22 protein-coding genes are annotated in these 21,202 nt (G+C 67.0%); 13 read left to right on the top strand and 9 right to left on the bottom strand.

Annotation, left to right across the window (positions count from 1 at the left end; all coding sequences use genetic code 11):
• Positions 1–68 precede the first annotated feature (68 nt).
• From LTV02_RS29810 to LTV02_RS29795, 4 genes are read right to left on the bottom strand one after another with little or no spacing between them, the layout of a single operon-like run.
• On the bottom strand, positions 69–428 hold the full coding sequence (locus LTV02_RS29810) for a carboxymuconolactone decarboxylase family protein (RefSeq protein WP_233035119.1): 360 nt from the start codon (positions 426–428) through the stop codon (positions 69–71).
• Positions 425–1,309: an NAD(P)-dependent oxidoreductase gene (locus LTV02_RS29805; RefSeq protein WP_233035118.1), complete on the bottom strand. Its 885-nt coding sequence runs from the start codon at positions 1,307–1,309 to the stop codon at positions 425–427. The genes LTV02_RS29810 and LTV02_RS29805 overlap by 4 nt, the downstream gene beginning before the upstream one ends.
• Positions 1,306–2,058 carry an SDR family oxidoreductase gene (locus LTV02_RS29800; RefSeq protein ID WP_233035117.1) on the bottom strand — a complete coding sequence of 251 codons (753 nt, stop codon included), beginning with the start codon at positions 2,056–2,058 and terminating at the stop codon, positions 1,306–1,308. The genes LTV02_RS29805 and LTV02_RS29800 overlap by 4 nt, the downstream gene beginning before the upstream one ends.
• Before the next feature lie 12 nt (positions 2,059–2,070).
• Positions 2,071–3,543 carry an aldehyde dehydrogenase gene (locus LTV02_RS29795; protein ID WP_233035116.1) on the bottom strand — a complete coding sequence of 491 codons (1,473 nt, stop codon included), beginning with the start codon at positions 3,541–3,543 and terminating at the stop codon, positions 2,071–2,073.
• A gap of 243 nt (positions 3,544–3,786) precedes the next feature.
• Between LTV02_RS29795 and LTV02_RS29790 the strand changes: the two genes are divergently transcribed.
• From LTV02_RS29790 to LTV02_RS29750, 9 genes are all read left to right on the top strand, one after another.
• Positions 3,787–4,992, top strand: a complete 1,206-nt coding sequence (locus LTV02_RS29790) for a cytochrome P450 (RefSeq protein ID WP_233035115.1) — start codon at positions 3,787–3,789, stop codon at positions 4,990–4,992.
• Positions 4,992–5,792, top strand: a complete 801-nt coding sequence (locus LTV02_RS29785; protein WP_233035114.1) for an SDR family oxidoreductase — start codon at positions 4,992–4,994, stop codon at positions 5,790–5,792. Before LTV02_RS29790 ends, LTV02_RS29785 begins: the two co-directional genes overlap by 1 nt.
• A complete protein-coding gene (locus tag LTV02_RS29780) occupies positions 5,789–5,998 on the top strand; it encodes a ferredoxin (RefSeq protein WP_233035113.1) in 210 nt (69 codons plus the stop codon). Before LTV02_RS29785 ends, LTV02_RS29780 begins: the two co-directional genes overlap by 4 nt.
• Positions 5,999–6,004: 6 nt before the next feature.
• Positions 6,005–6,553, top strand: a complete 549-nt coding sequence (locus LTV02_RS29775; protein ID WP_233035112.1) for a nuclear transport factor 2-like protein — start codon at positions 6,005–6,007, stop codon at positions 6,551–6,553.
• Entirely contained in the window at positions 6,547–7,797 is a 1,251-nt protein-coding gene (locus LTV02_RS29770) for a hypothetical protein (protein ID WP_233035111.1), read from the top strand. Before LTV02_RS29775 ends, LTV02_RS29770 begins: the two co-directional genes overlap by 7 nt.
• 17 nt (positions 7,798–7,814) lie before the next feature.
• Positions 7,815–9,410: an acyl-CoA synthetase gene (locus tag LTV02_RS29765; RefSeq protein WP_233035110.1), complete on the top strand. Its 1,596-nt coding sequence runs from the start codon at positions 7,815–7,817 to the stop codon at positions 9,408–9,410.
• A gap of 99 nt (positions 9,411–9,509) precedes the next feature.
• Positions 9,510–10,214 carry an acetoacetate decarboxylase family protein gene (locus LTV02_RS29760; protein ID WP_067718521.1) on the top strand — a complete coding sequence of 235 codons (705 nt, stop codon included), beginning with the start codon at positions 9,510–9,512 and terminating at the stop codon, positions 10,212–10,214.
• Positions 10,211–10,981, top strand: coding sequence for an SDR family NAD(P)-dependent oxidoreductase (locus tag LTV02_RS29755; RefSeq protein ID WP_233035109.1), 771 nt, complete (start codon positions 10,211–10,213; stop codon positions 10,979–10,981). The genes LTV02_RS29760 and LTV02_RS29755 overlap by 4 nt, the downstream gene beginning before the upstream one ends.
• Positions 10,982–11,169: 188 nt before the next feature.
• Positions 11,170–12,951, top strand: a complete 1,782-nt coding sequence (locus LTV02_RS29750; RefSeq protein WP_233035108.1) for an ABC transporter ATP-binding protein — start codon at positions 11,170–11,172, stop codon at positions 12,949–12,951.
• A 5-nt stretch (positions 12,952–12,956) separates the two neighbouring features.
• Here LTV02_RS29750 and LTV02_RS29745 read toward each other — a convergent pair whose 3' ends face one another.
• Positions 12,957–14,000, bottom strand: a complete 1,044-nt coding sequence (locus LTV02_RS29745; protein ID WP_233035107.1) for an Lrp/AsnC family transcriptional regulator — start codon at positions 13,998–14,000, stop codon at positions 12,957–12,959.
• A gap of 87 nt (positions 14,001–14,087) precedes the next feature.
• On the opposite strand from LTV02_RS29745, the gene LTV02_RS29740 reads away from it, so the two are divergent.
• Positions 14,088–15,251 (top strand): alpha-hydroxy-acid oxidizing protein, encoded by a 1,164-nt coding sequence (locus LTV02_RS29740; RefSeq protein ID WP_233035106.1) that lies wholly within the window; start codon positions 14,088–14,090, stop codon positions 15,249–15,251.
• A gap of 70 nt (positions 15,252–15,321) precedes the next feature.
• Here LTV02_RS29740 and LTV02_RS29735 read toward each other — a convergent pair whose 3' ends face one another.
• Positions 15,322–16,143, bottom strand: a complete 822-nt coding sequence (locus LTV02_RS29735) for a crotonase/enoyl-CoA hydratase family protein (protein ID WP_233035105.1) — start codon at positions 16,141–16,143, stop codon at positions 15,322–15,324.
• Between the two features lie 141 nt (positions 16,144–16,284).
• On the opposite strand from LTV02_RS29735, the gene LTV02_RS29730 reads away from it, so the two are divergent.
• The gene (locus LTV02_RS29730) at positions 16,285–17,889 is read left to right on the top strand and encodes a succinic semialdehyde dehydrogenase (RefSeq protein ID WP_067718533.1); all 1,605 of its coding nucleotides are present in this window, start codon (positions 16,285–16,287) and stop codon (positions 17,887–17,889) included.
• A gap of 69 nt (positions 17,890–17,958) precedes the next feature.
• The gene (locus LTV02_RS29725; RefSeq protein WP_233035104.1) at positions 17,959–18,792 is read left to right on the top strand and encodes a hypothetical protein; all 834 of its coding nucleotides are present in this window, start codon (positions 17,959–17,961) and stop codon (positions 18,790–18,792) included.
• On the opposite strand, the gene LTV02_RS29720 is transcribed toward LTV02_RS29725, so the two are convergent.
• The 3 genes from LTV02_RS29720 to LTV02_RS29710 are packed head-to-tail and all read right to left on the bottom strand — an operon-like array spanning position 18,741 to position 20,459.
• Entirely contained in the window at positions 18,741–19,613 is an 873-nt protein-coding gene (locus LTV02_RS29720; protein WP_233035103.1) for a helix-turn-helix domain-containing protein, read from the bottom strand. The two genes, LTV02_RS29725 and LTV02_RS29720, sit on opposite strands and share 52 nt — an antisense overlap.
• Complete coding sequence (locus tag LTV02_RS29715) at positions 19,613–20,149, bottom strand: DUF6879 family protein (RefSeq protein WP_233035102.1); 537 nt, start codon at positions 20,147–20,149, stop codon at positions 19,613–19,615. The genes LTV02_RS29720 and LTV02_RS29715 overlap by 1 nt, the downstream gene beginning before the upstream one ends.
• On the bottom strand, positions 20,130–20,459 hold the full coding sequence (locus LTV02_RS29710) for a hypothetical protein (protein ID WP_233035101.1): 330 nt from the start codon (positions 20,457–20,459) through the stop codon (positions 20,130–20,132). Before LTV02_RS29710 ends, LTV02_RS29715 begins: the two co-directional genes overlap by 20 nt.
• A 325-nt stretch (positions 20,460–20,784) precedes the next feature.
• Here LTV02_RS29710 and LTV02_RS29705 point away from each other — a divergent pair, with 325 nt between their 5' ends.
• Positions 20,785–21,129: a hypothetical protein gene (locus LTV02_RS29705; RefSeq protein WP_233035100.1), complete on the top strand. Its 345-nt coding sequence runs from the start codon at positions 20,785–20,787 to the stop codon at positions 21,127–21,129.
• The last annotated feature ends 73 nt before the right edge of the window (positions 21,130–21,202 follow it).

Raw genomic sequence — 21,202 nt, 5'->3', positions numbered from 1 at the left:
CCGAATTCCTAACTGCGGTTGGAAACAACTCTCGGGCTCTCAGGGGCTTCGCCCCCGAACCCCTTGGACTAAGACTTCTTCTTGGCCAGCACTTTGCGGACCGCGCCGTCGAGCTTGGTGGCCGAGGGCCAGCCCACGTAGTGCGCGAGGAACACCGCGATCTCGCGCAATTGCTCGGCGTCGAGTTCGTTGTTGCGCAGCGCCGCACCCACCTGGATCTCGGCGATCTCCGCATTGCCCTGCGCCGTGATCGCGCCGAGCAGCAGCAGCCGCCGATCGCGCAACGACAGCCCGGGCCGGTTCCAGATGTCGGCGAAGAGATGATCGACGGTGACCTCGTAGAACGGATCCCCTTGGAGGTCGGGCAGTTCGAACCCGTAGACCTCGCTCATCTTCTTCAGCCCGCGCTGCCTGCGTTCATCGGTCACTGCTGCTCCTTGGCGAGATGACCCGGCCCCACGCCGAGCCCGTTTCCGAGACCGTCGAGCGCCTGTGCGGCCAACGGCAATTCGATGCCCAGCCGCCGGCCGAGGTCCAGCGCCAGGCTGAGATCCTTCTCGCCCAGATCCCGCACGTGGCCGAGGATCGGGAACCAGAAGTCGCCGGGTTCGACCGGCGCGGTGGTGTCACGCAACATGATCGCCCCGGGCCCGCCGGTATGCGAGTCGGAATGCCGCACGACCTTGCCGAGTTCGGTGATGTCCAGCCCGGCCGCCTCGGCCAGCCGCTGCGATTCCGAGGCCGCGGTGAAGGCGATGAAATGCAAAAGGTTGCGCGCCAGCTTCATCCGCGTACCGGCCCCGACCTCGCCCGCGTGCACGATCATCGACGCGAATCGCGAGAACGGCGCGCGCACCGCCGCGAAGGCGGTGTCGCTGCCGCCGACCATGACGGCCAGCGCCCCGCGTTGCGCCGCGGGCGCGCCGCCACTGATCGGCGCGTCCACGAATTCCACGCCGCGCTCGGCGCATTCGGCCGCCAGTTCGACGGCCGTGTGATCGGAGATGGTGGAGTGCACCGCGATCACGGTGCCGGGCTTCGCGGTTTGCAGAATGCCGTCCGCCCCGCTCACCACCGCCCGCACCTGGGCATCGTCGAGCACCACCACGGACACCACCGCGCAGCGCTCGGCCACTTCGGCCGCCGTGGCCGCCGCGGTGGCCCCGCCGTCGGTGAACGGCTGCACGACCTCGGGGCGCATATCGCACACCACCAGCCCGCCCGGCCACTCCAGCAATCGATTGGCCATGGGCGCGCCCATATTGCCCAAACCGATGAAACCTACCGAGAATTCGCCTGTTTCACTCATGGCCGGAAAACTTGCCCCCCGTCGACGTTCAATACTTGTCCGGTAACCCAGCGCGCCTCGTCGGACAGCAGGTAGAGGCAGGCCCCGACCAGATCCTCCGGCGTGCCCAGGCGTTTGATGGCGAGCTGGTCCATCATCTTCTCGACGATGAATTCGGGCACGATGCTGCGGGTGGCCTCGGTGTCGATCGGACCGGGCGCGATGGCATTGATCCGGATGTTCGAACCGCCCAGCTCGCGCGCCAATTGCTGGGTGAGACTGTTGATTCCGGCCTTCGCCAGCCCGTAGAACCCGGAATACAGCCAGGCCGCCGTGGAGGACTGGTTCACGATGGACCCGCCGCCGGCTTTCACCATCGGCTGCCACACGGCGCGCGTCATGTTCAGCGCCCCGTCCAGGTTCACGCCCATGAACTTCTTGTAGTAGTCCCACGGCACCGTGAGCAGCACATCCAGCTTCATATCGCCGTAGATGGCGGCATTGTTGACCAGATGATGGATCGCCCCGAACTCGGAGACCGTGAATTCCGCTACGGCAGCGGCGGATTCGGGCGAGGCCACATCCACTTCGTGGAACACCGCAGTCCCGCCGTCCGCGGTGATCTGCTTCGCGACTTCCGCGCCGAGTTCGCTGTTGAGGTCGGCGACAACGACTTTCGCGCCCTCCGCCGCCAGCGCCCGGGCGTATTCCGCCCCGATGCCGCGCGCGGCTCCGGTGACGATGACTGATCTATCGGTGAAGCGGGCCATGTCCGTATTCCTTCAGCAGCCGGTCGCGATGAGTTTGGTCTCGGTGTATTCCTCGAAGCCGAGGACGCCCATTTCCCGGCCGATGCCGGACTGCTTGTAGCCGCCGAAAGGCGCGTCGGCCGAATACCAGATGCCGCCGTTCACGCTGAGCGTGCCGGTCCGCACGCCCTCCACCACGGTGCGCAGCCGCTCGGCGTCGGCGCCCCACACCGATCCGGACAGGCCGTAGGGGGAGTCGTTGGCGATGCGCACGGCATCGGCGTCGCCGTCGTGCGGCACCACCACGAGCACCGGCCCGAAGATCTCCTCCTGGGCCACGGTGGAGCTGTTGTCCAGTCCCGCGATGAGCGTCGGCTCGACGAACCAGCCGTCGAGCCCGTCCGGCCGCCCGCCGCCGGTGACGATGGTGCCGCCCTCCGCGCGCGCGATCTCCAGATAGCGTTCGACGCGCGCCCGCTGCCGCTCGGAAATCAAAGGCCCGCACACGGTTCCAGGCTCGGACGGGTCACCCGGCCTGATATTGGACAGGGTCCGCGCCGCCGCCCGCACGGCTTCGTCGTAGCGCGCCCGCGGCACCAGCAGCCGGGTGCTGATCGCACACCCCTGTCCCGCGTGCACGCACACCCCGAACGCCGCGTAGCTCGCCGCCGCCGCGATATCCGCGTCGTCCAGCACGATGAACGCCGATTTGCCGCCCAGTTCCAGGAACACCTTCTTCAAAGATGCTGCGGCAGCGGCCATCACGGCCCGTCCGGTCTGCGTGGACCCGGTGAACGACACCATGTCCACCCGCGGATCGGTGACCAGCTGCGCGCCCAGGCCGTGATCGTCGGAGGTGACGATATTGACCACCCCGGCCGGAATATCGGTCTCCTCGGCGATGATCCGCCCCACCGCCGCCGCGCACCACGGGGTATCGGGCGCGGGCTTGAGTACCACCGTGGTGCCCGCCGCCAGCGCGGGCCCGAGCTTGGCGAAATTGATCTGGTGCGGGAAGTTCCAGGGCGTGATCGCCCCCACCACCCCGATGGGCTCGCGCCGCACCCGCCGGCTGCTCTTGATGCCCATGGGCGAGGCGATGCCGAGATCGGTTTCCCACGAATAGTTTTCGGCCAGATCCGCGAAATAGCCGAGGTCCCCGACCGGCCCTTCCAGCTGCGGCCCGGCGGTCAGCATGCGCGGCGCGCCGGCCTCGGCGATGGTGATCTCGCGCAGTTCCTCGATATGCCCGCGCAGCGCGTCCCGCAGCTGCCGCAGGCACGCGGCCCGGAATCCGGGATCACGGGACCAGCTCGTCTCGTCGAAGGCGGTGCGGGCGGCGGCGATGGCCGCGTCCATATCGGCGGCGTCGGCGTCGGCGGCATACCCGAGCACTGCTCCGGTGGCCGGATTCGACGTGGTGAACACACCGTCGCCGCCGGGTACGAGTTTGCCTCCGATCAGCAGTCCCGACCCGCCGTCAGGGATGAGATCGTTCGGGCTCATCGGTAGCTCCCATGCTGTCCGGACACGTGTACGGACTATAAGTTCGGAGCTTCCGGACGCGCAAGAACATGTTTCAGAATGGCGCTGCTGCGCCGCCCGCCGGCAATCCAAATTCCGCATTCCATTGCCAGCTCAGCGCACCGCTAGTACCGTACAGACACGTGTCCAGCCGCGTGTCCTTCGCGGCTGCCCGCCGTTCGTCAGAGCCGATGAACGCGTTACCGAATACGAGGTGCCGAGACGATGACCGCAGCCTCCGTCGAGCCGCTGCTCTTCGACCCCTACGACTACCGCGTGCACGACGACCCGTACCCGGTCTATCAGCGCCTGCGCGCCGAGCAGCCGGTGTATCACAATCCCGGCCTGGATTTCTGGGCGCTCTCGCGGCATGCCGACGTGGCCGCGGGCTTCCGCGACAATGTGCGGCTCTCCAGCGCCAACGGGGTGTCGCTGGACCCCGCCGCCTGGGGCCCGCACGCGCATCGCACCATGTCCTTCCTGGCCATGGACGACCCTGCGCATCTGCGGCTGCGCAAGCTCGTCTATCAGGGTTTCACCCCGCGCCGGGTCACCGAGATGCACGAGCGCATTCGTGAGATCACCCTGCACTATCTCGAACCCGCTTTGGCCAGTGGCGATTTCGACTGGATCGACGATGTGGCGGGCAAGGTCCCCATGGACGTCATCTCCGAACTGCTCGGCGTCCCCGAGGCCGATCGCGCCGAACTGCGCCGCATGGCCGATCTGCTGGTGCACCGCGAGGACGGCGTGCTGGACGTGCCGGTGGCGGCCATGGAAGCCGCGATCCACCTGATGGGCTACTACCACGAGATGATCGCCGAACGCCGCCGCAAGCCGACCGCCGATCTGACCTCGGCGCTGCTGGAAGCCGAAGCCGACGGGGACCGCCTCGCCGACGAGGAGATCCTCGGCTTCATGTTCCTGATGGTGGTGGCGGGCAACGAGACCACCACCAAACTGCTGGGCAATTCGCTGTATTGGGCCGGACGGTATCCCGAGCAGTACGCCAAGGTGGCGGCGCATCCGGAACTGGTGGACGACTGGGTGGAGGAGACGCTGCGCTTCGACGCCTCCAGTCAGATCCTGGCGCGCACGGCCGCCGAGGACCTGGAGTACTACGGCCGCACCATTCCGCAGGGCGCGAAGGTGCTGCTGCTCGTCGGCTCCGCCAATCGCGATGCCGCGGTCTTCCACGAACCCGACCGCTACGACATCGAACGCGGCGACAAGGGCGGGCTGATCAGCTTCGGGCGGGGCGTGCACTTCTGCCTCGGCGCGCACCTGGCGCGGCTGGAGGCATCGGTGGTGCTGCGCGAATTCGCGTATCGGGTAAAGGATTACGGTCTGCGGGAAACCGGCAGCGAGCGCGTGCACTCGGTGAACGTGCGCGGCTTCGCGAAACTCCCGGTCTCGGTGGAGGTCCGGTAATGCCGCGCTTCGAACCACATCCGGCCCGGCGGCCGGTCCTCATCGCGGGCGCGTCCTCCGGGATCGGCGCCGCCACCGCCATCGCCCTGGCCGAACTCGGGCATCCCGTGGCGCTGGGCGCACGGCGGGTGGAGATCTGCGAAACCATGGCCGAGAAGATCCGCGCCGACGGCGGCGAGGCGTTCGCGCACCGGCTGGACGTCACCGACAACGCCTCGGTCGACGAGTTCGTCACCGCTGCCGAAAACGCCCTGGGCGCATGCGAAATCGTCGTTTCCGGTGCGGGCGACCTCGAGTTCGGGTCAGGCTGGGCCATGGACCCGGAGCTGTTCGCGAGCCAGATCGACGTGCATCTGACCGGTGCGCAGCGGCTCGCGCACCGGGTGCTGCCCGGCATGGTGGAGCGGCAGCGCGGCGACTTCGTCTTCATCGGCTCCGATTGCGCCGACCGGGTACGCCCGTTCGCCGGGGCCTACAACGCGGCCAAGACCGGGCTGGAAGCCTATGCGCGGCAATTGCGCATGGAACTCGAGGGCACCGGGGTGCGCTCCTCCATCGTCCGCCCCGGCCAGACCCTGACCGGCATGGGCATGCAGGCGAAACCCGAAGTGGTGGGTCCCATGCTGGAGGAATGGGTGAAATGGGGTTTCGCCCGCCACCCCTACTTCCTGCGCGCCGCCGATATCGCCGCCGCGGTGGCCGCCGTCGTATCCACCCCGCGCGGAGCGCATCTGGTGCTCGTCGAAGTGCAGCCGGAGGCCCCGCTGCGCCCGCGCGACGAACCGGGGGAGGAGCCGTGAGGCTCGTCGTCGATCTCGATCTCTGCCAGGGGCACGCCGTCTGCCAGGACGAAGCGCCCGCACTCTTCCAGGTCCCCAAGACCGGGCAGGTGGAAATCCTGCGCGCCGACCCCGGGACCGATCTCGAGGCCGCCCGCCTCGCCGTCCGCTACTGCCCCACCCAGGCGCTGTCGCTGGTCGACGACAGTCCCGAAGAGCGAAGGTGACGTCAAATGTCCTGGTCCCGTGACGAACTCGACGAAATGATCCGCCGGTGGGTGGAGGAGAACCGCGACTGTGAAGCGCTCGGTGACTGGAAACCGCTGGCGCACTTCTATACCGAGGACGCCACCTACGGCTGGAACTACGGCCCGCAGCAGGAGTTCATGGCCGTCGGACGTGACGAGATCCGTGATATCGCGCTCGGGCAGGAGATGTTCGGCCTGGAAGGCTGGACCTACCCTTACCAGGAGTTCGTGGTTGACGAACGCAGCGGCAGCGTCATCGGATTCTGGAAGCAGATCAACGAGAAACACCGCCCCGACGGCCGCCCGTACAGCCCGGAAGGCATCGGCGGCAGCTGGTTCCGTTACGCGGGCGACTTCCAATGGTCCTGGCAGCGCGACTTCTTCGACTTCGGCAATGTGACAGCGCTTTTCGTCGAGATGATGACCGATAACGCGCTCTCGCCGGGCATGCGGAAGCGTATCGAGCGCTCGGTGTCCGGGCAGCCCCTGGCCGGCTGGTACCCGACCGGGAAGGGGCCGGTACCGCAGTGGTGACGAGCCGATACGCGGCGCTGGGCCGCGCCGAACTCGCGGTGCTGGTGCCCGAACTGCTGCTGTGCGGGCATCTCATCGACCGGTCCGGGATGGCGCATGTGATCGGTGCGCTCGGGCGGGAGGGCATGACCGAGGTGGCCATCGACGAATGGCTGCTGGCCAGTCCGGTCTACACCCGGCGCATGCGAAAAGCCCTGGGCATCACCGGGGACGGCGTGGACGCCATCTTCAAGGGCTTCCAGCTGGATATCGGCGCGCCGCCGCAGTTCATGGACTTCCGGTACCGGGTGCACGATCACGATCACGGGGAATTCCATCTCGATCACTGCGGCGCGCTCGCCGATGTGGAGCCGATGGGGGAGGAGTTCGTGGTGGCCATGTGCCATCACATCGAGGACCCGACCTTCGACGGCAGCGCGCTGGCGACGAACCCGCACGCGCGGGTGCGGCCGGTGCATCGGCCGCCGCGGGTGCCTTCGGACCGGAAACCGGTGTGCGCGTGGACGGTCGTCATCGACCCGTCGCATGAACCGCCCGAACCGATCGCCACCGCCCACCTGGTCGCCGGCAGCCAGGCGGCCGGGGTGGCGCTGGACCCGATCGTGCCCGAAGGGGAAGGGCTGCACGACTATTCGGGCCCACTGTTGAACGATCTGCGCTTCACGGACTTCTCCCGCTCGGCGCTGATCCGGATGGCGGACGAGGTGTGCCTGCAACACCATCTGCTCGCGCTGGGGTTCCGGTGCGCGGTCGAAGCGCGCACCGAAACGGCCCTGGACATCGTGCGTAAACAGTTCACCGGCATCGCCGGGCTGACCTCCGAAAGACTCTGCAAGGCATTGGGTCTCGGCGATGACGCGGCCGCGCTGGCGAAGGTGCTGCGCCTGCACCCGGCGCTCAATCCGGCCGCCTACCTCGATATCGAGGTGGCCACCGAGACCAGCGGCGGCGAGCAGATCGTGGAACTGCGCATCGGCCGCGCCTGCGCCGGCGGGGACGACAACGCCTGGCCGATGCTGCTCGACGCCGACCATCTCGAACCGCTCGACGCCCTGGTGCGCGGCGTGAACCCGCGCTTCCGCAGTCGCGTCCGGGAGGCGGCGGAGTGCGCGCTGACCGTCGAGATCGGCCTGGCCGAGCGGGCTTTCCCGGAAGCCGTCGAGGTCGCCATCACCCGCTTCAGCACCGGGGCCGCCTTCACCTTCACCGATCGAGGCATCCCCCTGCCGCTCACCGTCCGGTAGCCAGAAAGCGAGCAGCCATGGCCAGCAATTTCGCCGACCTCTACGAACACGCCGCCGATGCCGTCCCCGATCGGCTCGCCGTGATCGAGGGCGAGCGCCGGCTCACCTTCGCCGAACTCGACGCCCGCGCGAACCGGCTCGCGCACCACCTGGCCGGTGCGGGCGCGGGGCCGGGCACGCACATCGGCTTCCACATGCACAACGGCATCGAAACCCTGGAAACCCTGCTGGGCTGCTTCAAGATTCGCGCCGTCCCGGTCAATATCAACTACCGGTACCAGGCCGAGGAACTGCGCTACGTCTACGACAACGCCGACCTCGAGATGGTGGTGCATCACCGCTGCTACGCCCCGCTCATCGAAGCGGTGCGCCCGCAACTGCCGAAACTGCGGCACGCCCTGGTGGTCGAGGACGGCGACGACTCCGGCAGCGCTTCGACGCCCTACGAGAAGGCGCTCGAAAACGCTTCCCCGGAGCGGGATTTCGGCCCGCGCAGTGCCGACGACCTGTTCATCATGTACACCGGCGGCACCACCGGCCTGCCCAAGGGCGTGATGTGGCGGCAGGAGGACATGTGGCGGGTACTCGGCGGCGGCATCGACTTCTACACCGGCGAACCCGTCGCCGACGAATACCAGCAATCCCGCGCCGGCGCGCAGAACCAGCCGCTGCGCTGGTTCGTGCTGCCGCCGCTCATTCACGCCGCCGCCATGATGCCGACCTTCACCGCGCTCTGGTCGGGGAACACCGTGCTGTTCGAACCGCGCTTCGAACCCGCACGCATCTGGCAGGCGGTGGCGCGCGAGCGGGCGAACATTCTCGTCATCACCGGTGACGCGATCGCTCGCCCGCTCGTGGACGCTTTCCGCGCCGCGCCGGTGGACGCCTCCTCGCTGTTCTCCATCGGTTCGGGGGCGGCGCAATTGACGCAGCCGGTGAAGAACGCGCTGCTGGAACTGTTCCCGAACGTGCTGCTCACCGAATCCATCGGATCCTCCGAAACCGGCTTCGGCGGTATCGGATTCGCGGCCAAGGACGACGATCCGGCGCGTGGGCCGCGGGTGAACACCGGTCGCGGCGCGCTCGTGGTGGACGATGCCGGGCAACCGGTCGGGCCCGGCGGGGAGGGGTGGGTGGCCAAGACCGGCAATGTGCCGATCGGGTACTACAAGGATCCGGTCAAGACCGAGCAGCTTTTCCGCACGGTGGACGGGGTGCGCATGGTCATCACCGACGATCGGGCCCGGGTCGAGGCGGACGGCTCGGTGACGCTCATCGGGCGCGGGAACATGGTCGTCAACACCGGCGGCGAGAAGGTGTTCCCGGAAGAGGTCGAGGCCGTTCTCAAAGCGCACGCCGACGTGTACGACGCGATCGTGATCGGGATGCCGCACGAGCGCTGGGGCCAGCAGGTGGCGGCGGTGATCTCGGCGGCGGGCGACATTATCGACTTCCCCGCGCTGGACCGCCATGTGCGCGCCCACCTCGCCGGATACAAGGCGCCGCGCCGCATCTGGGTCGCGGACGTAGTCGCCCGCACGCCCAGCGGCAAGCCCGACTATCGCTGGGCCAAGGCGTACGCGGCGGCCCGCGAACCCGATCGCGAGGCGTAATAACCCGTTCTGGAATTTCCCTCCAGCCCGGCACCCGTTCAACGGGATTCCTGGGCCGAAACGACTACGAGAATTATGGGAACCTGTTCTAATTTGGAAATGGCAGCGGCACATTCGGTACTCGGCGAACAAGTACGTATGCCGGTCGAGATCCGGCATGCCGACGCGGCCTCCGCGCTCTTCCTGGTCGACGCGGCGGCCGCGGCCGAACTGCTCGACGGCACCGGGCTGGAACCGCTGAAGGTGCTGCCCGGCAAGGCCGTGCTCTCGCTCGCCTTCGTCCGCTACGTGGACGGCGACCTCGGGCCCTACCACGAGTTCGCCTTCTCGCTGATGGCCCGCCAGCCCGGCCGGCGTAACAGCACCGGGGCCTACATTCACTGGCTGCCGGTGAACCAGAGCTTCACCTGTGAAGCGGGACAATCGATTTGGGGTTTCCCCAAGCTCATGGCCGACATCGACATAACGCCCGGCGGGCGTTGTGAGGTGCGGGTGGACGGGCAATTCGTCATCGGGCTGCGGATAGGTGACGGATTGCCCGTTCCGGGCAGTGCGGGCGGGGCGTCCATCGACGCCTACACCGCGCGCAACGGCCTGCTGCGGCGCACGCCCTGGATCATGAACCCCGCCAAGGTGCGCATGCGGCCCGGCGGCGCCCGGGTGGAACTCGGCGATCACCCCGTCGCCGATCAGCTGCGCGCGCTCGGCCTGCCCAAGGCCGCGCTGTTCTCCAGCCGGATCGGCGCGCTCGCAATGACTTTCGAGGACGCCGCCACCGTCCTGCAGACCCGGGAGGCCCGATGACCCAGACCGTTCTCGTCACCGGCGCGGCCAGCGGCATGGGCCGCATCGTCGCGCAGCGCATGGCCGCGGCGGGACATCGGGTGGCCGCCGTCGACCTGAACGCCGAAGGGCTGGCGGCCACCGCCGCCCGCTCGCCGAACATGCACACCTACACCTGCGACGTATCCGATCCGGAACAGGTCGCGGCGGTGGTGGACAAGGTGCGCGCCGAGCTCGGGGCCATCGAACAGCTGGTGCACGCGGCCGGCATGGCGCACGTGCACGGCAGCGCGCTCGATCACGATGCGCGCCAGATCAAGAAGATGATCGACGTCAACTACCTGGGCACGGTCAATCTCTGCCAGGCCGTCATCCCCGCCATGAAAACGGCGGGCCGCGGCACCGTGGTGCTGTTCGCCTCGCTCGCGGGCTGGCTGCCCTCGCCCGGACTGGCCGGGTACTCGGCATCCAAGTTCGCGGTCATCGGGTTCGCCGACAGCCTCTCCTACGAACTCGACGGCACCGGCGTCCGGCTCCTCACCCTGTGCCCGCCCATGGTGGAGACGGCCTTCCTCGACAAGGTCCGCGCGGAGAACGCCAGCGTGCTCGGCGGCAGCGGCGGGGTGTCCCCGGAATCCATCATCGACGCGCTGGAAAAGGCGCTCGCCAAACCGAAGACGCCGCTCTTCGTCTTCCCCGGCCAGGCCCGTCCCGCCTATCTGATGCGCCGCTTCCTGCCCGGCGTGGCCCGTTTCATCGTCAAGAAGTCGATCCACCCCACCGACTGACGATCCCCAGCTTGGGCGTCGGCACGTGCTCCGATCGACGCCCAAACCCCGGCGCTGGGCAACCGAGGCTCTGCGGTTGCCCAGCGCCGAACACCCGGCCGCCCGCCGGAAAATCAGTGGCGTGAAACTCCCCTGACCGGGCACGATGTCTGTCCTGCACTACTCGAACACGATTCGAGAGGGGACGGATGAAATCCCGCGCGTCCGCGATCATGCTGGTACTGCGCTTTTACGGCCGGGAATTGGCGAGGCGCAAGGGCCTCACCGCCACGGCTCTGCTGTCACCGGCGCTCGGCACCACCTGCCAGCTCTACATAGCTCCGCTGCTGGTCGCCGTCGTCGTCGGCAAGGTCGCCGGCAGCGGCGACTCCAGCTTCGGCACGCTCGCGCCGTACGTACTCGCGTTCGGCGGCCTGCTGCTGCTCGCCGAGGTGTTCTGGCGCATCGGCATTCACTGCTTGAACCGGGTCGACGCCTACGGCATCGAGAACCTCTACATCACCGCCATGGACGAACTGCTGGCCAAGGACGCGGCGTTCTTCCACGACAATTTCGCGGGCTCGCTCACCAAACGCTCGCTGAGCTTCGCCTCCCGTTTCGAGGAGTTCGTCGACACCTTCGCCTTCGAAATCCTCGCGGCGCTGGTGCCTTTGGGCTTCGCGTCGGTGGTGCTCTGGCGCTACGACCCCATGCTGGTGGCGGTGCTGCTCGGCATGCTGGTGGTGACCGCGCTGGTCATCGCGCCGCTCATCCAGCGGCGGCAACGCCTCGTCGACGATCGCGAGGCCGCCATCGCGCTGGTCTCCGGGCACGTCGCCGACAGCCTCTCCAATATGCAGGTGGTGCGCGCCTTCGCCGCCGAACCCCAAGAGGCGGAGGAACATCGGCGGCGCGTCGCGGAATCCCGGCGCAAATCCCTGCTCTCCTGGGACTACGCCAACCTGCGCATCGACACCGTGGTGACGCCGCTGGTCGCCATCACCAATATGGTCGGCCTGCTCATCGCCCTCGGCATCCGCGGCGGCCACGCCAGCGTCGAAGTGATCATCGTGGCCTTCACCTACTACTGGAACGCCACCGGCATCATGTTCCGCTTCAACCAGATCTACCGCCGCCTGGAATCCACCCTCACCGAAGCCGCCCAGTTCACCGACCTGCTCATCGACAAGCCCACGGTAGTGGACGTCGCCGAACCGGAACCGTTGCAGCCCAAGGGCTCCGACATCCACTTCGACCACGTCACCTTCGCGCACGCGGGCGCGTCCCGCCTGTTCGACGGCCTCGACCTGCACGTACCCAGCGGCGCCAAATTCGGCCTGGTCGGCCGCTCCGGCGGCGGCAAAACCACCATCACCCAACTACTCCTGCGCATGATGGACATCCAGGAAGGCCACATCCGCATCGGCGGCCAGGACATCGCCCGCCTCCGCCAAGCCGACCTGCGCAGCCAGCTCTCCTACGTCCCCCAAGACCCCGCCATGTTCCACCGCTCCCTCCGCGACAACATCCGCTTCGCCCGCCCCGAAGCCACCGACGAGGAAATAGTCCGCGCCGCCAAAGCCGCCCACGTCACCGAATTCGCCGAAGGCCTACCCCAGGGCCTCGACACCCTCATCGGCGAACGCGGCGTCAAACTCTCCGGCGGCCAACGTCAGCGCGTAGCCCTGGCCCGGGCCATCCTCCGCGACGCCCCCATCCTCCTATTGGACGAGGCCACCTCGGCACTGGACTCGGAAAGCGAACTGCTTGTCCAGCAGGCGCTTTGGGAGCTGATGGAGGGTCGCACGGCGCTTGTGGTGGCCCACCGCCTGAGCACCGTAGCGGGCATGGACCAGCTGGTGGTGCTGGACCGCGGCCGCATCGTGGAACAGGGCAGCCACGACGAATTGCTCAATGCCGAAGGCGCTTACGCGCAATTGTGGCGGCATCAGTCGGGTGGGTTCCTGGGCGAGGAGGTCGGGGCGCGCTGAGCGGCTCACAGTTCCGCCCAGATATCGGGCGGGACCACGGCCCGGGCCCGGCCGTATTCGTCGAGGATGCGGCCGAGCAGTTTCTCGTGGCGGAGGGTGATCGTGCGCTCGGCCACGACCAGGTCGGGATGGGTTGCGGCCAGCTGGCTTTCGAAGCGCGCCACCTCGGCCACCGAATGCAGATTGGCTTGGACCACGAGGTTGTGGGTGCCGCTCACGGCGGCGCAGTTCCTGGTCTGCGGCAGGCGGATCAGGGCGTAGCCGATCTCGGGCAGGGCGGCGGCGGGGGCGGTCGCCCAGAAGGTGACCGCCACCGGCCAGCCGCCGAGCGGGCGGGCGAAATCGCAGCGGAAGCCGAGCAGGCCCAGGCGGGTGAGTTCGTCGATGCGGCGTTTCACGGTCGAACCGCTGGTGCGCACCGCCGTGGCGATGGCGCTGTGGGTGGCGCGGCCATCGTGGGCCAGATGCGTGACGATGGCGCGATCCACATCGTCGAAGGTCCGGCGCTCGGGGCGGGGCGCGGCCGGCGGCACGGGGGTGCGGAGTTGGCTGCGCTGACCCGGGGCGAGGGCGTCGATGCGCCAGCTGCCGCCCTCGGCGAACCAGTGCGTGACTATGCGCGTCCGGACGGCTGCGAGGTGGGGCAGGGTCGGCAGTACGTCGAGGGTGTAGCGGGAGAGCTGGGTGAAATCGCGGGTGGCGACGGTGGCGAGGATGCGGTCGCTGCCGCCGGAGCGTTCGAGGGTGAGCATTTGCGGGTGTCGAGCCAGTGCGCGGACGACGGAATCGGTTTCACCTGCGGCGCAGTCGATCTCGATGAACGCGGCGCAGCAGAGGTCGAACAGCGCCGGGCCCGGTGAGACGCAGACCCATGCCTCGCCGCGATCGCTGAGCCGCTGCCAGCGCCGGGCCACGGTCACCGGATCGACATCCAGGACACCGCCGAGTTCGGTCCAGGAAGCGCGCGGGCGCAATTGCAGGGCGTTGATGAGCGCCAGATCGTCCTCATTGAGCAGCTCGGCGGAATCCTGCATATTGAGCGCCTCCACGATCACATCCTGCGATTCAGATGCATTCGATGGCCAGTATTTCACGATTATCGGAGCAGCCATCCACGAGAGGGAGACAGCGGCGTCATGGCGTACGGCGACTATCAGAACGAGATTTACTTCAATGGCCTGCGTGGCGTGATCCCGAAATGGCCGGTGAGTTTCGCCGAGCTGGCCGCGCGTGCCGAGACGGCGCTGCCGCCGTCGATCTGGTCGTATGTCGCCGGTGGCGCGGGTGATGAGCGGACGCAGCGCGCGAATGTCGCGGCCTTCGATCAGTGGGGGCTGATGCCGCGCATGTTCGTCGGTGCGAAGGAGCGCGACCTGTCGGTGGAGCTGTTCGGAAGCACGTGGGCCGCACCGGTTTTCATGGCTCCCGTCGGCGTGATCGCGCTCTGTGACCGCGATGGTCGCGGCGATCTCGCCACCGCGCGCGCAGCGGCACGCACCGGTGTGCCGATGGTGGCCTCGACGCTCATGGAAGACCCCCTGGAAGACGTCGCCGCCGAATTCGGTGACACCCCAGGCTTTTTCCAGCTCTACACCCCCACCGATCGTGACCTGGCCGCTTCCCTCGTTTCGCGCGCGGAGAAGGCGGGCTACAAGGGCATCGTCGTCACCCTCGACACCTGGATCACCGGCTGGCGCCCCCGCGATCTGTCCACCGGCAACTTCCCCCAGCTGCGCGGCCACTGCCTCGCCAACTACTTCACCGACCCGGTCTTCCGCGCCGGTCTCGCGCAATCCCCCGAACAGGATCCGCAATCGGCGATCCTGCGCTGGATCCAGCTCTTCGGCAACCCGCTCACCTGGGAAGACCTGCCCTGGTTGCGTTCGCTGACCACGCTGCCGTTGATCGTGAAGGGCATCGGCCACCCCGATGACGCCCGCCGCGCCCGCGACCTGGGCGTGGACGGCATCTACTGCTCGAATCACGGTGGGCGGCAAGCCAATGGCGGTCTTCCCGCTCTCGATATGCTCCCCGGCGTGGTCGAAGCGGCCGACGGACTGCCGGTGCTCTTCGACTCCGGAGTCCGTTCCGGCGCGGACATCATCAAAGCCCTGGCACTCGGCGCGTCCGCGGTCGGCATCGGCCGCCCGTACGCCTACGGTCTCGCGCTCGGCGGCGAGGACGGCATCGTGCACGTCCTGCGCAGCCTGCTCGCCGAAGCCGATCTCATCATGGCGGTCGACGGCTATCCGACCCTGAAAGACCTGACGCCCGAAGCCCTTCGGCCGGTCAAGGTCTGACGGATAGCGGGGCCGGGTTGCGGGGGCGTCTGGCCCCCGCGGGGGTGTGGGGGTGAAACCCCCACTTCCCTTACTTCCCTTGGAAGTTCGGCTTCCGCTTCTCGGCGAAGGCGCGCGGCCCTTCCTTGGCGTCATCGCTCAGGAACACCGGCAGCCCGACCTTAGCGTCGATCTTGAACGCCTCTTCCTCGTGCAGCCCTTCGGTATCGCGAATCACCTTCAGGATCGCCTGAACCGCGAGCGGCCCATTGTTATTGATCAGCTCGGCGATTTCGAGGGCCTTGTCCAGCGCGGTCCCGTCCGGCACCACGTGCCCGATCAGCCCGTACTCCTTGGCCTCGGCCGCCTTGATGTGCCGCCCGGTCAGCAGCAGGTCCGCCGCCACGGTGTACGGAATCTGGCGCGGCAGCCGCACCGCCGATCCGCCCATCGGGAACAGGCTCCACTTGGCCTCGGAGATGCCGAACTTGGCGCTCTCGCCCGCGATGCGGATATCGGTGCCCTGCAGGATCTCGGTGCCGCCGGCGATGGCCGCGCCCTCGACCGCGGCGATCAGCGGCTTGGTCAGGCGACGGCCCTTGAGCAGGCCGGGCATGCGGGTGGGATCGAAGGCGCTGCCCGCCTTCATGCCCTCGGCCGCGCCGCGATTGTTCATGTTCTTCAGGTCCGCGCCCGCGCAGAACGCCCCGCCCGCACCGGTGAGGATGCAGGACCGGATCTCCGGGTCTTCGTCGACCTGGTCCCAGGCGTCGGCCATGATCGCGAGCATCTCGCCGGTGAGCGCGTTCTTGCGCTCGGGGCGGTTCATGGTCACGATCAGCGTCGCGCCACGCTTCTCGACGAGAGCGTGAGCCTCGGTGTTGCTACTTGTTTCAGCAGTCGCAGCGGTCATCGCCGACCTGTCCTTCCACGTGGCCAATCCTGGGATTCGGGGACGAAACTACCCCGCACCGTTGTCCTGAACAATAACGTGTTCTAGTTTGGATCATGGTGACCGCCGTCACGGGCGGCAAGTAATGGAGAGACGACGACCATGAGCACAACGAGCACGCAGAGCGGCTCCCGGGCGAAGCTGCCGCCCCGCGTCACGGAATCCCTCATCAACCGGCTGACCGCCATGGTGACCGCGGGCAAGGCGGGCGAGGCCCGCGACCCGTTCGAAATGATCGAGGTCTACACCGGCGACGTGGTCGGCTACCTGCCGCAGTCCTCGCCCGAAGATGTCGCCAAGGCCGTCGAGATCTCGCGCGCCGCGCAGAAGGAATGGGCCGCTCGTCCACTCGAGCAGCGGCTCGCCGTCTTCGAACGCGCCCACGAACTCATTCTCTCCGAGATCGAGACCATTGCCGACCTGATTCAGATCGGCTGCGGCAAGGCGCGCCGCATGGCCATCGAAGAGGCATGCGATACCCCGATGGTCATCGCCCACTACCTCAAGACCGCGGCCAAGACGCTCAAGCCCAAGAAGCGCAGCGGGCCGATGCCGATCATCACCAGCTCCACCGAGGAGCATCGTCCCAAGGGCGTCGTCGCGGTGATCGCGCCGTGGAACTTCCCGTTCGCCATCTCCATGTCCGATTCGACGCCGGCGCTGATCGCGGGCAACGGCGTGGTCATGAAGCCGGACAACAAGACCGCGCTCTGCACGCTGTACGGCATCGAGCTGCTGCATCAGGCGGGCCTGCCGCGCGGTCTGGTGCAGGTCGTCACCGGCATGGGCCCGGACGTCGGCCCGACCCTCATCGACAATGTCGACTTCGTCATGTTCACCGGTTCCACCGCGACCGGGCGCACCATCGGCGAGCAGTCGGGGCGCAATCTCATCGGGTGCAGCCTGGAGCTCGGCGGCAAGAACCCGATGATCGTGCTGGACGACGTGAACCTCGACGAGGCCATCCCGTCGGCCATCTTCGCCGTGTTCGGCAATACCGGCCAGGCGTGCATGCACATCGAGCGCATCTACGTGCAGGAGCGCATCTACGACGAATACCTGCGCCGATTCGTCGCCGCCGCAGAGGAACTCGGTTCGAAGATGGGCGCCACCTACGACTTCGACCCCGAAATGGGTTCCCTGGTCTCGGTCGACCACATGAAGCGCGTCGCCTCCCACGTCGACGAGGCCCGCGAGAAGGGCGCGACCGTAGTCACCGGCGGCAACCCCCGCCCCGACATCGGCCCCGCCTTCTTCGAGCCCACCGTGCTCACCGGCGTCACCAAGGACATGGCGCACGCCACCATGGAAACCTTCGGCCCCGTCGTCAGCATCTACAAGTACAAGACCGAAGACGAGGCGATCGCCCTCGCCAACGACACCGCCTACGGCCTCAACGCCAGCATCTGGACCGGAAACATCGACCGCGCAACCAAACTCGCGGAGCGGGTCGAGGCCGGGGCCATCAATATCAACGATGGTTTCGTGACCAGCTACGCCGCCAAGGGCACCCCCTCGGGCGGCGTCAAGCAGTCCGGCGTCGGCACCCGCCACGGTGCGGCGGGCCTGCTCAAGTACACCGACACCATCAACGTCGGCGTGCAGAAGAAGCAGATCATGGCCGCTCGTGCGGGTATGCCTTACGAGAAGCAGCTCAAGTCGACGCTGGTGACCCTGCGCCTCATGCGCCGCCTGCACCTGGGCTGAAATCCGTTCCGACGCAACGACCCCGGCATTTCCCCGCCGGGGTCGTCGCGTTTCACGACAATTGTGCACATGACGGACTCGGACCTGACCCCCGAACGCCGAGACGAACTGGCCGCCCTACTGGCCGACGAACCCCGCCTCCGCACCCAGTACCCGAAGGTCGCGGATTATCTCGATACCGCACCCCGCCTGCCCGGCACCGGCGACCCGCACGCCGACGCCGCCTTCGACCTGCGCTTCGTCAACTACCTGACCGGCGCCCCTTCCCCCACCGGAAACCCGTACTGGGACATAGTCGAGCCATCGCTCACCACCCGGAACGGCCGCCGCACCGTCGACGGCGGCCGCCCATCCGGCAGCGCCCGACTCGGCTACGCCCAGACGATTCTCCAATCGGTCTACGCTTACGCCATCCCGTCCCCGGAAACCCTGTCCTGGATCGCGGACGGCTGCGACGGTATGCCGATCGTGGAACTCGGTGCGGGGCGCGGCTATTGGGCAGCCCAGCTCGCCGCTGCCGGATGCACTATCGACGCCTACGATTCCGAACCGCCGTCCAAGGCCGGGAACCTGTCCTTCCCGAGTGCCGCGGGCCATCCTGATACCTGGCACAGTGTCGGTGATCGCACTGAATACGCAACGCGCACGGAGCATCTCGAGAGTCACGCCATGCTCCTCTGCTGGCCACCGGGCTGGGGAAATCCGATGGCCTCAGAGGCACTCGCCGCCTACGAGAAGGCCGGTGGTGACCGAGTCTTCTTCATCGGCGAGCCGAAGGGTGGCAAGACCGGCGACGATGCCTTCTTCGATCAGCTCGACTCTCGATGGCGGATGAAGTCGGCGGATCCTCACTATGTTTCGTGGTGGAACTTGTCCGACGTAGCGCAGGTTTGGGTTCGCTGATGTAGCGCGGTGCGGATCAGTGCCCGAGCCGCTTCACCGGTAGCCGATTGGCCCGCCAACGTATCGAATGCGCGTCCGTACAACGCGACTTCCCTCGGCTGCGTCACCGTCAGCTCGGCGGTGTGCGCTTCGACCTTCACCATGCGGTTGTCGAACATCATGAATCCTTCGACCACCACCAGGGCCTCGGCCATGAGCGGAATGATCCCCAGCGTCACGCGAGGCATGCCGATGATCGTCTGAAGCCGGTCGAGCTGGCCGCGCATCACCTGGTCATCGCCGACCGTTGTATAGAGCGATGCCTCGGCGATGAGGAAGTGGAATTGATGGCCTCGCTTGTAGAGGATCTGTTGCCGCTCCATGCGTTTGGATACGCCGGCGTCCAGATCGTCGGGTAGGCGGTAGAACTCGATCACTCGTTTCAGCTTGGCTTCGGCATATTCCGCCGTTTGCAGCAATCCGGGGATGATCTGCGGCTCGTAGTTCCGGATGATGGCCGTTTCGGCTTCCAGCTTCAATGCCAGCTGCTGGCCGCGCCGCACGCCCGTGCCGAGTAGACGACGCCACTCGAGCCAGGCGGAGTCGATATTGTGCAGGCTGGCCAGCAAGTCGGCCAACTGTTCGTTCGCGTCGCAGTGGGTGCAATAGGCGCGCAAGTCCGCGGTCGATGGCCTGACTTTGCCATGCTCGATGCGTGACACCTTGGATTCGTGCCAATGTGCGCGGGCGGCAAGCTCTCGGCCGGTGACCCCGGCGTCACGGCGGATCTCCCGGAGCCGTTTGCCGAGAGCCTCACTCGCCTCTTGTACCGAATCGACCACTACCGACAGTTCACCGGCGAATCGTTGATGTACTCGCGGTATGGCGTCGCCATGGACATCAGCCGGTCCTTCACATCACCGCAGTAGGCCGCGATCTTCGGATCGGTCGTGACTGCGACGCCGGCCGGACGGCCGGCCTGGTCGACCAGGTTGAAGGCGACGCGAGTTCCGTCGAACAGCCACCAGTCGTCGCGTGGAACATCCGCCGCATCGACGAGATGCCTTGGCAGATAACGGATATCCTCGCCAGCCTCGACGTTCTCATCGGTTACCGACAACAGCCACCGTTGATAATCGCTGTGTGGCACCGTGATCACACGCACCCGATTGACGACAACACCACGCCCGGTCATCTCCCGGATCAAGCCGGTCCAATCGGACTTGTCGTAGTCCGGTGGGGGCTCGCCGGCCAGGAAGCGTCGTAGCGGCTCGGATTCGCTCGCGACAGCATAGGTGTCGCGAACCTCCATGTGGAAAGCCGATTGTCGGCACTCGTGAAAGAGGTGATCCCAGTCGTCAATGCCGCGAAATTCCACCGAAGTAGATCCTCTCCGCTCTCGGAACCTCGATCGCCGTCTCGAAGTCTTCCATGGTCAGCTGTTCGAGCGTTCCGCTATCCGTGATCGGCCGGCCGGACAGAGTGAAGGATCCTCTGCCCGTATCCGCCATAACGGCTGCGATGTACCCCTCCTCGCCGGCGAAGCCGAGCAGCGCATGCGGAATCTCGATGGTCTCGGGGCGGTCGGTCCGCCAACCCTGGACGACGAAGCTTCGCTGGTCAGTGGCGTACAGGGTGGGGCAGGCCTTCTTGTCGGAGCCGCACTTACCGAGAAAATTCAAATGCATGGTTCCAGCCTCCGGCTGACTACTTGCGTGTATTTGAACTAACCCACTCCATGGTCCTCTGCCTGTGTGGATCCGGCTCGAAGTTCGAGTCATGCCCGCAAGTTTCCGCAAGTTCCTGGCTGTGCGGGCGGTCGGCTTCCTAGCGTTGTGTCAGGTGATCGCCCCGAGACTGGAGACCGAGATGGACGGGACTGCAAGGTATTTCAGATTCCCCGGCGGTGTCTTCGAGTTGCGGGACGTTGGGAACGGGGACGACCTGGCCGGGTTCTACCCGGAGGACCGCGGGGTCATTGCATCGGACGAAGGTCGGGATTCAGGAGTGAGCATGCGTTACAAGCCGACCTGCCTGGGCTATCTGCGTACGGATGTTTCCGGGATCGGGCAACTCTGGGATGAGCATCAGATACGCGGGCTCGCAGGGCGTTTCGGGTACGACCTGGCAGAGATAGTGGTCTACGACCCCAATTCGGGCCGGGCGCCGTTGGCGCGTTTGAAGGCGCTGGCCACCCGTCTGGAGGCGGAGGCGGTCATCGTTCCGGGGCCGGGGCACTTCGTCGATGGGCGGATACCCGGGTCGCTGGTGCAACGGTTGGATGTGATCACGGTGAACCCGGAAGAGACCTATGCCCGGCGCGCTGAACCGCCCGTATCGGGTATTCGGCGCCTCTAGGGCGGAAGTGATCAATTCCTCTGCTTGCCAAGCGCTTTCGGTGATACAACCGGAGATCGGACGTGCGATAACC

The organism is Nocardia yamanashiensis (assembly GCF_021183565.1).
Lineage (GTDB): Bacteria > Actinomycetota > Actinomycetes > Mycobacteriales > Mycobacteriaceae > Nocardia > Nocardia yamanashiensis.
Note: the sequence above shows the minus strand (reverse complement) of the source record. Positions and strands in the feature narration are given on the sequence as shown.